The organism is Paenibacillus sp. FSL R7-277 (assembly GCF_000517965.1).
Taxonomy (GTDB): domain Bacteria; phylum Bacillota; class Bacilli; order Paenibacillales; family Paenibacillaceae; genus Paenibacillus_AQ; species Paenibacillus_AQ silagei.
Genome location: NZ_ASPX01000080.1, coordinates 197,094 through 212,592 on the forward strand (window position 1 = coordinate 197,094; position 15,499 = coordinate 212,592).

The 15,499-nt window shown below is 50.4% G+C and carries 10 protein-coding genes; 7 read left to right on the forward strand and 3 right to left on the reverse strand.

The genetic code is table 11. The annotated features are described in order from the left end of the window. Positions 1-99: 99 nt before the first annotated feature. Entirely contained in the window at positions 100-1,002 is a 903-nt protein-coding gene (locus C173_RS22985) for a hypothetical protein (RefSeq protein WP_235191990.1), read from the reverse strand. 242 nt (positions 1,003-1,244) lie between these two features. Here C173_RS22985 and C173_RS22990 point away from each other — a divergent pair, with 242 nt between their 5' ends. Beyond that, positions 1,245-2,726 carry a 4-hydroxyphenylacetate 3-hydroxylase family protein gene (locus C173_RS22990; protein ID WP_036728974.1) on the forward strand — a complete coding sequence of 494 codons (1,482 nt, stop codon included), beginning with the start codon at positions 1,245-1,247 and terminating at the stop codon, positions 2,724-2,726. A gap of 107 nt (positions 2,727-2,833) precedes the next feature. On the opposite strand, the gene C173_RS22995 is transcribed toward C173_RS22990, so the two are convergent. Together C173_RS22995 and C173_RS23000 are read right to left on the reverse strand one after the other, a co-directional pair. Next, complete coding sequence (locus C173_RS22995) at positions 2,834-4,702, reverse strand: AraC family transcriptional regulator (protein WP_036728978.1); 1,869 nt, start codon at positions 4,700-4,702, stop codon at positions 2,834-2,836. Between the two features lie 51 nt (positions 4,703-4,753). Next, a complete protein-coding gene (locus C173_RS23000) occupies positions 4,754-6,544 on the reverse strand; it encodes an AraC family transcriptional regulator (protein ID WP_036728981.1) in 1,791 nt (596 codons plus the stop codon). Positions 6,545-6,790: 246 nt separating this feature from the next. Here C173_RS23000 and C173_RS23005 point away from each other — a divergent pair, with 246 nt between their 5' ends. From C173_RS23005 to C173_RS23030, 6 genes are all read left to right on the forward strand, one after another. Continuing rightward, positions 6,791-7,705: an ABC transporter substrate-binding protein gene (locus tag C173_RS23005; RefSeq protein ID WP_235191991.1), complete on the forward strand. Its 915-nt coding sequence runs from the start codon at positions 6,791-6,793 to the stop codon at positions 7,703-7,705. 41 nt (positions 7,706-7,746) lie between these two features. Continuing rightward, positions 7,747-9,393 (forward strand): AraC family transcriptional regulator, encoded by a 1,647-nt coding sequence (locus C173_RS23010; RefSeq protein WP_036728988.1) that lies wholly within the window; start codon positions 7,747-7,749, stop codon positions 9,391-9,393. A 120-nt stretch (positions 9,394-9,513) separates the two neighbouring features. After that, complete coding sequence (locus C173_RS23015; RefSeq protein ID WP_162174712.1) at positions 9,514-10,476, forward strand: ABC transporter substrate-binding protein; 963 nt, start codon at positions 9,514-9,516, stop codon at positions 10,474-10,476. A 13-nt stretch (positions 10,477-10,489) separates the two neighbouring features. Next, complete coding sequence (locus C173_RS23020) at positions 10,490-11,236, forward strand: (2Fe-2S)-binding protein (RefSeq protein WP_036728991.1); 747 nt, start codon at positions 10,490-10,492, stop codon at positions 11,234-11,236. A gap of 153 nt (positions 11,237-11,389) precedes the next feature. Further along, positions 11,390-13,450, forward strand: a complete 2,061-nt coding sequence (locus C173_RS23025; protein WP_036728994.1) for a methyl-accepting chemotaxis protein — start codon at positions 11,390-11,392, stop codon at positions 13,448-13,450. Positions 13,451-13,499: 49 nt separating this feature from the next. After that, entirely contained in the window at positions 13,500-15,479 is a 1,980-nt protein-coding gene (locus C173_RS23030; RefSeq protein ID WP_051478305.1) for an AraC family transcriptional regulator, read from the forward strand. Positions 15,480-15,499: the final 20 nt, after the last annotated feature.

The following is a 15,499-nucleotide window of genomic DNA, read 5'->3' on the forward strand; positions in this document are numbered from 1 at the left end:
CCTCTTTGGGCTTTCCTGTCAACAACTTGCAAACGTTCCGGGTTAGCAGCCCCACTCCCCTTCGTCAGTTCTACCTATGACCGGTCCGGCTACCTTCTACTACAGTTTGGTCAGCACATACGCACTCACAAAGTAATCCCTGTCTTCGTATTCATCATGGACGAACTCCCACAGCAACGAAAACCTTAATTCAACTTTATACAACCGCATAATTTGCGGATGAACGTGGACAAATGCCCCCGGCAAGCACAAGCCTTGTTGCGCCATCTCCGGCAGATGCCCGTAAATCAGGTCCAAGTTTTCACGGAGATTTCCTCCCGTCAGCTCCAGAGTCTTCACAGTAGCCGGGCTGGTATAACCGGTTGCTGATATGCGCTGCAGCAGCAGAGTATCGGTTAAATGGACAATCACCCCGTCCGGTGCCAGGAGGCCCTGCAAAGATTGAAAGATGTTGATATGAATCCGTTCAAGCAACCGATCCAGCTGAGCGCTGAATTCCGGTTTATGGGCAACCTTGTTTTTCTTCCGGTAAAAAAAGGCGGAAATGAGCTGCGTCGTGAAGCATAAATTCATGACCACGTCAAAAGGAGGATTCAACGGCGAAAAATCCACGTTGGGCAGCAAATCGTCAACCTTTGCTTTCAAGTCATCCGGTGAAGACACTTCCGTTCCTACTCCGGTCAGATCAATGATTGCCCGTTCGTATTTTTCCGGGTGTGCCGACTTGGCCAGAAAACGGTCCAGCGCTTTTTCATCAATATCGACGATCGTGATCCGTTCAAATATAGACTCGATATACGAAATGGGCACATCGTTTCCGTTCCCGGCCCCGAGCAGTAAAATATGCCCGCGCCCGCAGCGGTTATGTTCCAGCGTTTGCTCCAGAACTTGCTGAATCTGAGCCCGGTAGCCCGCCCAGTGCTGCCAATCATGCTGGGTCGAGTCATTTCGGAGGGTGTTGGCTTTGCGGAATTTGACGTAAGGAACATTGACTTTTCTCATAAATGGATTCATAGCGTGATTCACCTTTTCTATCTAGAATGGAGCATTAACGAAATTATAACTTTTTTGGAGCAGGCGGTAAAAGAATGCTTTACAACATATTCGGGCTCACTGAAATTGCAGATGGATTAGGGCTCTCTCACACGATCTACGGACAATGTACAAAGCGGATCATGGTTACGTATATTAAAAGCAATATCACGGCTTTTTAGTGAAAGCTGTCTTTTAAAGAGGTGAACCGTGTGCCTATTAAAACAGGTAGCCAATACATCGAACGTATCGACCGGCAAAATATCAATATTTTTTACAAAGGAACACGGATCGAAGGCCTTTTATCCAAGCATCCCGCATTTCAAGGTCTCATACAAACCCAAGCCGAAATGTACAACATGCAGTGTGATGAGCGTTATTTAGCACAGATGACCTACCCTTCACCCGATACAGGAGAGCCTGTCGGTCTATCTTTTCTTCCACCCAAGAATGCTGAGGATTTACAGCGCCGCAGAAAAATGATTGAACTCTGGTCCAACTGCCATCATGGGTTTTTAGGACGTTCTCCGGACTATATGAATACAGCCCTCATGTCTCTGTTTACAGCTGCCGATGTCCTTGAGGAGCTGAATCCGAAATATGCTGAGAACCTCAGGAAGTACTATGCTTACTGCCGGGATCATGACATTACCTTATCCCATGCCTTCATCCAGCCTCAAGCAAGCAAAATATCCGGCCAGATTGATGCTACAGAGGATTCTATCGCTGCTAAAGTCGTTGAAATCAATGCTGAAGGGATGATTGTAACCGGTGCTTTTATGATGGCAACACAAGGGGCTACATGCGATGAAATGCTTGTATTCCCAACGCCTTCCCCCTCGTTTGTGGATGATGATAATCCGTTCGCGTTTGCCTTCGCCGTGCCTAATGATCTGCAAGGGATGACTTTTTTTTGCCGTGAAAGCTACGCAGCCTCATCTGCCTACGACCATCCGTTAAGCTCAAGATATGAAGAAATGGATACCCTAGTCATATTTGACCGCGTTCTTATCCCTCATGACCGTGTATTTTATTACGGAGATGAAATGTACTGTTCCCGATTGTTCGGCGAGAGTCACTTCCATACGCATATGGCCCATCAAATCATCACCCGCTATATTGCAAAAACAGAGTTCTTTCTCGGGTTGCTGGAATCTTTGGCGGAAGAACAAAACGTTATCCCTGAGCCCCATACTATTCAGCCTATTTCCAGAACGATAACTTATTTGGAGACCTTCAAAGCCTTAAGACTTGCTTCTGAAATAGGAGCTTCCCCGGACAAATTCGGATATCTCGTTCCAGACAAAGGTCCACTTTTGGCTTCGTCCGTTCACTTTTCGGAGTTTTATCCGGAACTGATTGAAATGGTTCAACATCTCAGTTCAAGCGGTCTCATCATGATCCTCTCGGAGTCCGACTTCGATACAAGCGCTGGTGCATACCTCAGTCAGTATTTGAAGGGTACGGCTTCGGAGGCGTGGTTCCGAAACGCTTTATTCCGGCTTGCTTGGGAACTCGGAGCGGGTGCATTCGGAGGGCGACAAATCCAGTTTGAGCGGTTATTTTTTGGCAGCTCCCACACACTGGCCTGGCGTATGTACAACAGCTATGATAATCACGAATCCTTCCGTCACATCATTCACGAGTTCATTGCGCCAGAAGAAACCCGATTCGTTATGAGGGGAAGCCGGTAACTCAAAGACACTCTTCTCATTGTTCTGAGGAGAGTGTCTTTTGTCAAAAAAATCATCAATTCAAAGTCTGATGTCTCCATTTCCGGGGCAGCTTCAGATCCAGCCGTCTATTCCTGCAGCTTCGCTACCTGCTCAATCAACGCATCAACGCCTCTGTCTACGGTATAAGGGCCGTTGTTCCAGTTCACACGGGATACATTAATAATCCTGTTGTTCTTCACCGCAGGGATGCTCTGATAGACAGGCTCCTTGAACAGCTCCATCATGGCAGCCAGCTCTTCATCCGTCATTTGTGTAAAAAAGTAATCCGCCGGCTTGTCTACCAGCATCTCCATGGACAGTACCGTTCCCCCATCCGCATAGGGCTTGAATTGCTCGGGCATTGCAAAACCGAAATCCTGATAGATCAGCTTGCCCAAGGTACCTCCTTCCCCTCCGAGCAGCACTTCTCCGTTGCGGATAATGAATGAGATCGCTGTAGTTCCTTCATCAATTTTGATATTGATGTTATCGCGGATGCCCTGCAGCTTCTCGTCGAAGGAAGCAATCCATTGCTCCGCTTCCTCTTGCTTGCCCATAATATCGCCCATGGTTCTTAAGGTATTCACCACATCCGGGTCACCGCCCCAGGCGACGGCTACGGTTGGAGCAATCTTCTCATAGGTCTCAATTACATCTTCACCAAGATAGTCCGGAATGATAATCAGATCTGGCTCCAATGCAGAAATGGCTTCAACACTGCCTGTTCCTGCCCCTATATTCTCCACAGTCTTCATCTCTTCCTTGTATTGATCCAGCGTCTCCTGGTTGACACCCGCCGGCATCAGGCCGAGAGGAAGCATATAACCGCCATAAGCGAGCGCCACTACCGCGCCAGGCTCGACTGGAATTTCCACCTGTCTGGCGAAGCCATCGGTAACTATTCTTGTTGCTGCTTCGGGTTTCGTATTACCGCCTCCACAAGCTGCAAGCAGCACAGACAGACTGAACAAGAGGGATACAGCAAAAGTGGGTTTATGGCTAACTTTCAAATCATTCACACTCCATGCTCTGTATTGATAATGATTATCACTGATATCAATATAGCGTTGTTCTTTCGCTGGAGCAATGAACGATTCCGGCATATCATTGGTAGGAATTGAACCTTTGTGTAACGGTGCGTGCATTTTGAACTGGGCGGGGGTCTCTCCGTACAGCTTTTTGAATAGTCTGCTGAAGTAATAGAAATCCGTATACCCGACACTTTCAGCAACATGGCGGATAGGAGCATCTGTCCCTGCCAGCAGGGTTCTGGCTTGCAGCATCCGGGTCCGGCTCACATACTCCATGGGACTGCAATCATACCTGCGCTTGAATACCCTCACCAAATGATGGGCGCTGTAGTGGAACAGCTCAGCCATAGCTGTCATAGAGAGGGGCTGGCGATAATATTCCCGGATATAACGGGCGATCTGTTCAGCCAGATCCGGTTCCGTCTGCTGCTCTCCCGCCAGCTGGAGCTGACGGAATTGTTCAGACACGAACTGATAGAACAGTCCGGTCACCTGCATCCGTTCCAGCTCCCCTCCGCTTGTCCAAAGCTGAAGCATGCGCTCTTGCAGGGAGAGGATCATCCAGGGATCGCTCCCTTGGAAGACATAGGGCTGCTGGAACGGATTGTGATTGCCCCCCGCTAGGTCTGTGAATGGGCTGCCGGGACAAGGCTTGTATAAGATCAGGTAATAATCAAACGTACTGCTCAAGCAGCAGATATGAAGAACTGCACCTTTGCCGCCATGTACGACCTGGTGATTGCGTGATGCGCTCCCGTAACCGTCCAGCATGACTTTGGCTTCTCCCTGATTCGTGAACACAAACGCACTTGAAGGCAAAGTATAGCTCTGAAGCTTCTCTCCCGGCTGCATGATCACATGACGGATATCCAACACTTTCACAGGCACATGATTCCATATCCGAAATCTTTCTGACCACTTCATAGAAGCACCTCTATAACTAATAAGCTTACATACTTGTATAACTCTCTTCATTTATCCTTGATCCGCTTGAGCAATCAGCTTGGTCATTTCCTCTGCCTGCAGCAGAGCCGAGAGCGGATCGGACAAGAAGTAGTTCTCCCATTGCAGCTCTATGATCCCGCAGCCGGCTGCCCGGTGAAGTTCAGTCATATCCGGCATGTGCCCCTCCCTTCCACTCTGCTTGCTTCTTAGAACCAGCAGATAATCCTCCGTGTATTGGGCAATGTCCTGCTGATCAATCCAAATCGACTCATGTCCTTGCTCGAACAGCTCCTGCCACACTTTCCATGGCGGCTGCAGCCCCAGCACTTCATAGGCAGCTCTCCCGCCCCGGGTGGCTGCATTGCCTATAACCCGAATCTCCTGACTCCAATTCGGGTCAATCACAGTGAACGTCCGCCGTTCCGGGCATTGCCGCAATATCGCATTCCGCACATAAGCTGCCCGTGTCTCATATTCGATAATCCACTTCGCCGCTTCCTGAGTGCGGTTCAGAATATGCCCCATGGCGGCGATCCCTTCCCCGGCTGAACGGAAATGATCACTCTGAAAGACTACTGTAGGAGCTATCCTCGCAAAGGAAGCAAAGGCTGTCTTGTCCCAGGTAATGATCAGATCAGGTTCAAGTTCAAGCACCTTCTCTATAGATACCTGGTTGTGGTTGCCGATATCTTGTACCTCAGAACCTATATACTGCCCAAGCAGCCGGTTGCTGTCCAACAAGGTATGTGGAGCTCCCACAGGTGTCAGACCCAAAGCCAGCACTTCTCCCAGGCTCCAATCTATAACTACCCGCTCAGGCTTGTCCGGAATAGTAATCTCACCCATCACCGTTTGTATATTTCTTCTTTTGTGCCCGATACCCGCCATAGGGGAAGTACGCCCTCTTGTCTGTTCTATAAGGGTCTCATGGGCCATCTGTATAGTGCGCGGTTGCAGGGTTATCCTGTCCTGTATGCCTTCTCTTTCACAATCGCTGATCTGCCGCCTGTAATAATCGGGAGATACACCCTCGTGCTTCTTGAAAAAACGGCTAAAGGCATAGGCGTTGGCATAACCTACCCGCTCTCCGATTTCCTGCAAGGTTGCTTCCGTATGCAGCAGCTCATAGGCTCTATTCAGACGAATACGCGCCAGTACCTGCCCGGGGCTTGTCTGCAGCTTGCTCTTGAACAGTCTGGTTAATAATCTCGGACTGCAATGGGTCACAGCAGCAACATGAGCTACAGTCAGGGGGGTACCGTAATGATCCTGCATATATCGAACAGCCAGACGGGTACGGTCAGGACCAAAGAGGCTGATCTCCTGCTGCTGATGATGCATCTGCTGCAGCAGCTCGTAGAGCCACTGGTAGAATATCGCCGTGACTTGAATCCGTTCAAGAAAAGCTATATTTCCCCACTTCTCATACAGCCTGGAAGCAAGCTCCAGTAGCGGGAGCGGATAATGCGGCTTCAACCCATATTCACACTGTAAGGTTATGCCGGGAAGCTGCTCATTCAGCGGTTCCTGCACCTCCCCCTCAGTCTCAACCAGCATATACATGATCGAGTACAGCTCAATCCCCGTGTCAGCCTTCATACGCACAACGGCGCCTTTACTTCCGTGCAATACATACCAGCCATCCAATGCATGAGGCGTCTCATCCAACCACAGCTGGCCCCGTCCCTGCACCAAAATAAAAGTATGGGAGGACAGCCGCTGCTCTCTGTATTCCCTTCCCGGTTCCATGCCTGATTGACGGATATCCAGCAGACGGACCGCCTGATTATCCCAAAGCTCAATATACCCCTCTATATTCATAAGAAAACTCCAGTCTCAATGCTTGAACACTTCAAGATTCGTTATCATCTGTCCCCATAGTATATGATAATGATTCTCAGTGCAATGCCTCCCATGTTCCGAAACAGGTATGCCGAATGTTCCTGATTGGTCATTGTGTAAATAGAGACCACCTTCTATAGTGATAATAGTTCTCAATAAGAAAGAGGGTCGAACATTATCAAAAGGTTCAATTTGTACTACATAGCCTTATTGTGTATGCTGGCAATGGCTATATTGCTCACAGGATGCTCTAAGCAGAATTCCGGCCGTCCAGGGAATACAGCCGACCATTCACAGGATAAGCGTATTCTCTCAACTGTAAAAGGAGATGTGGAGGTCCCTGCACACCCTTCCCGGGTGGTTGTGGACTGGAACATTGGCGATGTGCTGGCTGTTGGGTTGACGCCGGTAGGCGTTCCGGGCAGTTTGCTGGACTACGGGGAATTCCTGCGCAAGCCGCTTGAAGGCGTGGAAGATATCGGCAACCATAACGAGGTATCCTTGGAGAAGATCATTCAGCTTAATCCGGACCTGATCATCACCTGGAACCAGGAGACTTATGAAGCTTATTCCAGAATCGCCCCTACTGTCGTATTCATAGCCGATGATTATGACTCCATGCAGGCAGAGGTCAGCGCAATGGGAGAAATTCTTAACCGTCAGGAAGAAGCTCAGAAGTGGAACAAGTCCTTCGGGGAGCGGACCCAGGCCGCTCGTGCCAAAGCACAGGCTGCTGTGCCGGCTGGCGCAACCTTCACGATAACGGATTTTAACTGGTTAAAAAGTGTGGGCATTGTAGGCAAAAGTGCAAACCGGGGCGGCAAGGCCGTCTACGAGCTGCTTGGACTGACTCCTGCTGAGAAAGTAAAGACGGAGCTCTTTGATCAGAATAAGGAGAGCATTGAAATCAGTTCCGAGGTGTTCGGGCAGTATGTAGGTGATTATCTGCTGGTGATGAAAACAGTAGGCGCATCTGACGAGACCCTTCCCGGGATATGGAGCGAACTGGATGCAGTCCGTAACGGCCAGGTGTATGAGCTGGATATTCATCAATACCTAAGCTCAGACCCGTATACCTCTATCCTGCAAGCGGAGGATATTGCCGAACGACTGGCCAGTAAGCAGACGATGCTCAAGTAATGTAAGAAATAAGCGCACAATAGCGAACGGGAGTGCAAAGAATGAACAGTAAGGATGGAATCCCGCCTGCGGGAGCCTTCGGACAGCTTGATCAGATGTGGTTCAGGCTTCGGAGCAGCGAGCAGAACAGCAGTCTCACGGGAGGGTGTTCACTCCGACTGCAATTCCTTGAATCGCATCTGCTCCTGATTCCAGTTTCGGGCCGGGGCTGGATCACTGTGGACGGCAAGTATGGCGAACTCAGAGCGGGAGCTGCCTTTGTCTGCCTGCCGGGGCAATTAATCGAAGCCTGCCTGGACAGTTCGGGCGAACCGAATATATACATTCTGCGGTTTGATGTATTTAGCCAGCAGAATCCGCCTGTACAACCGGGCCGAATAAGCTCAACGGAGCCCCCGCTCCCCTTCTCCCTGGAAGGAGAAACAACGATGTCTTCTTCAGTTACATACAGCAAACACTGTGAGGCTATCACCGCTTCCCTTGGCAGTACAGACCCCTTACAGCAGCTTCTTGCCCAGAGCAGATTCTATGAGCTGCTGTTCAGTCTGCTCAGCGATGCCAGGCAGCTGCAGCCTAGCGATACCGATACGATTATGGAACGCGCCAAGACCTATATAGAACAGCATTACCGTGAAGAGCTGTCCATCTCCCTGCTGGCTGGGGAAGCGGGCATTAGCGTAAGGCATTTCATCCGGTTGTTCAAGCAGAAATATGGTCTCAGCGCGATTGAATACCTGACCGAATACCGGATCAGACAAGCAAGAAGTCTTATGCTGCCGCATACGAATTATGAATTGAAGGATATCGCCGCTTATGTCGGTTACAAGGACGTTCCTTATTTCCGGCGCAAATTCAAGCAAATTACCGGTGTAGCTCCGGCGACCTTCATGCGGAATGCCAAGCTGAAGATCGTTGCCTACCACGGCAGCCTGATTGGGGCGCTGCTTACCCTGAATATTATTCCCTGCGCCGCACCGGCTGACCATCCCTGGACAGAATATTACCGCCGTAAATATGAGACAGATGCGGTTCTGCCGCTTGCCCAAGATGACGCTATCCGCATCCAGCAGCTTGCTTCCCTCCGCCCTGATTATATTCTGGGGCTGGAACCATCGGTCAGCCGGAGGATGTTACCGCAGCTTCAGGCGATTGCCCCCACGTTCTTTGTGTCTAAGCTCCAGACGGATTGGCGCACGCAATTACACTTCATTGGAGAATGCGTGGGCAGAGCACCGGAAGCAGCCGCTTGGCTGAACAACTATGAGCGTAAGGCCAAGAGCATCCGGGCGCAATTAGGTCAAGATTCAGCCATGGGCAAGCTGCTCCTTGCCCGCATATCCGGGCAGTCCATCACCTTGCTATCTACGCGAAGCTTAGCTGAGGTATTCTATGATGATCTGAATTTCATTCCGGCGTCCGTTGTGGATCGTAGACTGAGCAATCAGACAATAACCCCGGAGGAGCTGTGGTCGTCAGATGCGGACAAGCTGCTGTTCATAGTGGATGAGGATGCAGCTTCGCAAGCCTTATGGTCTGCATTCCGGGACAGAGAGTCCTTGCTGCCCCCTGATCCCGCAGGGTTTTCACGAATAGAGTACCTCCCTCCCTACCCTTGGACAGAGTATAGCTCGTTCACCCAGGAGTTGGTTCTTGACTCCGCGCTGGCACTCTGGCGTAATCAGACATGAAATATTGGCGCGATTGTCAATAGTCGAATCCTTCAGATTGTTTTATACTCCTAACAGTGATATTGATTCTCACTCTCAGGTGAGATGACAGGTATTCATACTCAGGAGGTTATTGAAGATATGCGACAGATAAGACAAAGAATGGTGTTCTGCATGGCGATAGTATTAACATTGTTAATGACGGCTTGCTCCAACAACAGTGGACAGGCCAAGGTGGCCGCAGACGCCGAAGCCGATTTCCGGGTAGTAGGCAGTGAGAAGGGCGAGATTAAGATCCCGGCCCATCCGACCAGAGTCGTCGGCCTATCCGTAGTCTACCCTGAGTTTCTACAAGCGTTAGGCGTTACGCCCATTGCTGTACAGAACTACCAGGAGGAGTTCCCGACTTATCTAGAGGAGCCCTTCAAGGATACGCTGAAGATGGGCATAGCCCAAACTCCGAATTTTGAAATGATTCTCTCTGCCAATCCTGATCTGATCCTCGCCCCTACATGGTGGTCGGCTAAGGATTATGACCAGTTGTCGGGGATCGCTCCGACGATTCTGCTGCCGCAGCGCGATGACTGGCGGGATGAGCTGAAGGATATCGCCGGGGTACTCGGCAAGACGGAGCTTGCAGAGAAGGTAATTAAGGATCTGGAGGCTCAGGAGGCAGAAGCCAAGCAGAAGCTGGATGATCTGGTGGGTAATGAAACGGTGATGTACATGATGGTGATGCCGGGCAGCTTCGTTCTTTACGGGGATCAGATTGACCGCGGAAAATTCCTTCACACTACGCTTGGGCTGGAGATGATCCCGAATTTCCCGACTAAAGATCCTTCCTTATCCATCTCACTGGAGAAGCTGCCGGAGTATAATCCCGATCACATCTTCCTTCAGTTGAATAACGAGGACGATGCCGGGGTGAAGAAAACCTATGAAGATCTGCTGAAGAGTCCATTATGGAAGAACATGACTGCGGTCAAAAAGAACCAGGTCTACACCATGGCCGGCAAGGATTGGTTCAACCTGGGAATGTCTCCTCTGGCTAACCGTTATGCGGTGGATGCGGTGCTTCAAGCCTTTGAAGGCAACTCCAAATAAAGGGGGGCTTCAGATGGGCAACACTGGCGAGCTCCAGAGGGCTGAACGTTACTTCATCTCCCCTGAAGCTGTTGAGAACGCAGTGGTTACTTTACGACTGACAGAATTATGTATGCCCGCACATGCTGAGCATCTGCTTACCACTTATGCTTCGATGCTCGGGACTGAGGATAAACGTATAGCGGCAGCCATTTTCTGCACATGGATCGCCGGGATCTGCGGAGCCAAATACTCACTGCTCACAGCCGCAGATCCGCTGGCTCATGCCTTGCGACTAAATAACCTGTCTGTGCAGCTCGTCCGCACGGAGGGGTATCCCGAATTCGCCTTCCCTATCCATAACCACCGGGAGGGTATCAATGACCGGAACAGGAATGGAAATGAGATCATAGATGAGCTTGGGTTGTTCTACACGAACGAGGTCAGACCAATTATTGCGGCGCTTGCCGAGGCTTCACAGACCAAAGCGGTGATGCTGTGGAAGCATGTCTATAATCAGTTGTATACTTTTATCGAAGAGGATGCTCTTGACGCCTCCAATGAGTGCAGCCGCAGCCAGATCCACAGGCAATTCCAAGCTGTACTCTGGGAGCTGACGCCGGAGGCATTCGGACTTCGCAGCAATCCGTTCCGTATCACACCCAAGTTCCGGAGAGACCCCCACCCTCCGCACGATACGATATCTGTGAAGGCTACCTGCTGTCTGGCCTATAAACTCAGAGCGGATTATGACTATTGCGGCGGATGTCCTATCATTTAACCGGCACGGCCTAATAGACTACTCACCGGCTTGGAACCTTTTCCCAGCCGGTTTTTTCTGTGAAATAACATACTTCACTCTACAAGAATATCCGCCATATTCCGACATATTATTTAAGAGCTTTCGCTCTAATACATATCCGGGAGATGACCTATGTCACAGCTAATTCAAAAACGGCCAGTCCGTTCAACCAGCATCGCCAACACATTGGCCATTGTACTGCTAGTCATTATTCTTGTCGTCTTCTCGATCCTGGGTACCTTCTTCTATTCCAGCACCCGAAGCATTCTAGTAAGCCAGCAAGAGTCGATGCTGATGACCAAAACGCAGGGAATTGTCAGCCAGTTCGATGCTCTGTTCAAGGAGAAGGGCTCACTGGTCAAACAAATGTCCACCAACTCAATTTTCCAAAAATATATTGAGAGCACAACAGCAGAGCAAATCACCACTTCCCCCCACGCCGCAGAAGCACTCGCCACACTGGCGGACATTGTAAAGTCTGAGCCCTCCTTCGCCGATGCCTGGGTGGCCGGGTTATCCGGGAAGGGATATTTCCTCCAAAATGACGGTCTGACCTCTAAATCGGACTTTGATATCCGCGCCCGCCCCTACTTCAAGCCTGTATCCGAATCCAAGGGTCTCTACTATTCTGAACCTTACGCCGACGTCATTAGCGGCAAAATGCTGATGGGCATTTTCTATCCGATTCTGAATGAGAGCAGCCAAATGATCGGCTTCATTGCCGCAGATATTGCTTTCGATGACATCCCGCAGATCATGCAGAGCTACTCCTTGGGAAGCACCGGGTTCTCCATTCTGGCTACCCGCTCTGGCGATATTCTCTATCACCCGGATGAAGCCAAGGTACTGAAGGAGAAAATCACAGAGAGTCCGGGCGATCTAGGCGCCATCGGTAAAAAAATGATTAACGGCGAATCCGGCGTATCGCTCATTGATGATAATGGTGACCCCCGTTATATCGGCTATGCCACCAGCAAGGATACCCGATGGTCTGTAGGCTTAACCATTACCCGGCAAGAGGCGCTTAGCGAGCTGACGTCCTTCACCCGGACGACCATCACCGGTTTTGCTGTCGCCGCTGTTGTCCTGGTGTTCATCTGTTATCTCACACTTCGCTACCTGTTGCGCTCCATTCCAAAACTGCTGGCCGCTATCAAACGGATTGCAGACGGAGACCTGACTGTTCAGCTCAATGATGCCTCTCGCAATGAAATCGGACAGATTGCTCATGGCATTGCGGGCATGGTCCAGAAGATTCAAGGTATGATTCAGGTGATCCATAATACGACTCAGGTGCTGGCCCAGTCCTCCCACAACCTGCAAGCCATCTCAACCAAAACCGCGATAACTATGAACGAAACGGCTACGGCCATCAATGAAATTGCGAATGCCACCAACTACCAGTCCGCTGAATCCGAGAGCATTCTCCACAAAACCGGTGCATTATCGGATCAAATTGACGAAATCACCAGTGAAGCCAAGGCTGTAGGAACCATGGTACAGACCTCAGCGCAGCTCAGCAGTTCAGGCCTTGACTTGGTGGAACAGCTCTCCAAAGCCGCAGAAGACAATCACAGATCCACAAAGGCGATGTCATCACTTATTGAGGATATTGATCTGAGCCGTCATGAGATATCGGGTATCGTAGGCACAGTGAACCAAATTGCCACCCAGACCAATCTGCTCGCTCTTAATGCTTCCATTGAAGCTGCCCGGGCAGGTGAACATGGCAGAGGTTTTGCCGTGGTAGCGGGTGAGGTGCGTAAGCTTGCCGAGCAGACGGCCCGGGCTACCGAGGAAATATACAAGAAGGTCAGCGCCATTGAGGAAAAAACAAACCTATCCGTAGAACACACTACTCTTAACCTTACGATTGCAGAAGAGAACGCCAACTCCGTAGAGAATGCGAAGCAGCTCTTCTTCAGCCTGAACAGTGACCTTGAGGAACTGAAGGTTCGGATGCTGCAAATCAGCAATAACACATCGATTGTCCACAAGCACAAGGATGAGATCCTGCAGGCGATTGAGGTCATCTCTTCGACGACCGAGGAGAATTCTGCCTCCACTGAAGAGGTAAGTGCCAATACACAGGAGCAGCTCGGCAGTATTGAGCAGGTAGCTGAACTGTCCAGAGAGCTGAGCGAAATCTCACAGAGGCTGGAGGAAGAGCTGCGGCAGTTCAAGCTGGAATAACTACCTGTAAGGCTAAATTCAGCGGTCCGTGGAAAGGAGGGAATCCTCATTGGACGAGACTATAAATATACATGAGCACATCCGGATCTGGAATCAGGCAGTATTTCAAATTATGGATATCAGGCATATACACATACAGAACGGAGATGACGTCAGACCGTACTTGCTTCCTTCCAGCGCCTATCTTTACGTTACACATGGCAGTGCATCTGTAACCTTGGACGACGCTGAGCATACTGCCAAGCCTTACTATCTGCTTCATGGGGGCAAGGGCGCTTATCTCGATATCCGTCTTACTGACCATTCCTTTCAGTACTATCTTATTCTATATAAGGCCAGCTTGCCGCCGTCCGGGAGGCGATATTCACTGGGGAGGACGGACATAGATCTCCCCTTCTCTTTGCAGTACGGATTCATTCCGCTCCATCCGGCAATTCTCTATCAGTTGGCTGAGCGGATGCTGGACGAATGGCTTGTGGAGGAACGGCTGGAACGGCTGCATGCCAAAACTTTATTCTACCAGTTTGTCTACGAGCTGCTTCAGCAGATGGATGAGCAGCGGGTCAGCCCTGTAAGGCCGGATCTGATCTCCCAGATCATCCGTTACATAGGGCAGCATTATGCCGAACCAATCACGCGGGATTCGCTGGCACGTATTTTCAACTATAGTGTACCTTACTTGTCCAAGTATTTCCGGCGCGAGACCGGGACAAGCATGATTGATTACTTGATCCGCATCCGGATGAATCAGGCGGGAGACTTGCTGCAGAAGACCGACCTGTCAATGCAGGAAATTGCACGCAGCATCGGGTACACCGATGTATCCTATTTCATCCGATTATTCAAAAAGACGGCCGGCGTCACTCCCGGAGAGCTCAGAAATGCTTCACTGCGCCAGGCGAACGGTTCCTATCGTCCTATCATTAGGCTTCAATCGTCCATTGCTCCGCGCAGGCTTCGTCACTATATTGGTAACAGAGATGATAATCATTATCAATACAGTGGAAAAGGAGATTTACCGATGTACAAGAGCAAATTACCAGTAGGAGTTACTTTGTTGCTCTGCCTGACGCTCCTGCTAAGCGCCTGCGCAAGACCAGCGAATACGAATGGCGGAGCAAGCAATGTTACAGAGCCAGGCCCGAAGGTAAGCACTAGCAGCAACACCGCCAATGCAGCAGCAAAGAATACAAACGGCAGTTCAGAGACCATAACTTTCAAAGCTGTTAACGGTGATATACAGATTCCCAAAAATCCGCAAAGAATCGTTATGGTAGCCGGAGCCTTCACCGGACATCTCCTGGCACTAGGGCTGAAGCCTGTCGCGACCGGAGATGAGTCCTTCAACAACTATACAGAAGGTAAGCTGGACGACGTGGTCAACCTCGGGAATGACATCCCCTATGAACAGATTATTGAGCTGCAGCCGGATCTTATTGTGGTGTGGAATGACCCCGCAGCGATCGAAAAGCTGACCCAAATTGCGCCTACCGTCGCTGTAGATTACGGAATTCCTTTTCGGGAGCAATTGATGGACTTCGGGACAATGACCGGCCGGGAAGAACAGGCCAAAGCCTGGATTGAGGCATGGGATGCCCAAATCGCCAAATACAAACCGCTTGTGAAGCAGGCTGTGGGTGAGCGCACGATATCCATTTTTGACGCAGGAAGTGCCAAGGAATTCTATGCTTACGGCAGCTTTGGCCGGGGCGGTGACATTATCTACGGCGAGTTCGGGCTGAAGGCTCCGCCGATTATCCAGAAGGAAGCTATAGACAGCGGCCAGGGCTGGGCCAAGCTATCCCTTGAGCTGTTGCCGGAATATGCCGGGGACTATATCTTTATCAGCGGATGGACAGGCGAAGAGAATGCCGCGTGGATCTTCGAGGGTAACATCTGGGACAGCCTCCCCGCTGTTAAGAATAATCATGTCTACCGCGAGAATAGCCGCGGCTTCGTGTTCAGCGACCCGATCTCCCTGGAAGCCCAGCTCCAATTTGTTGTAGACAGTTTGTTGGGAAAGAAATAGTTTTTGCTGGATCAAGGGCG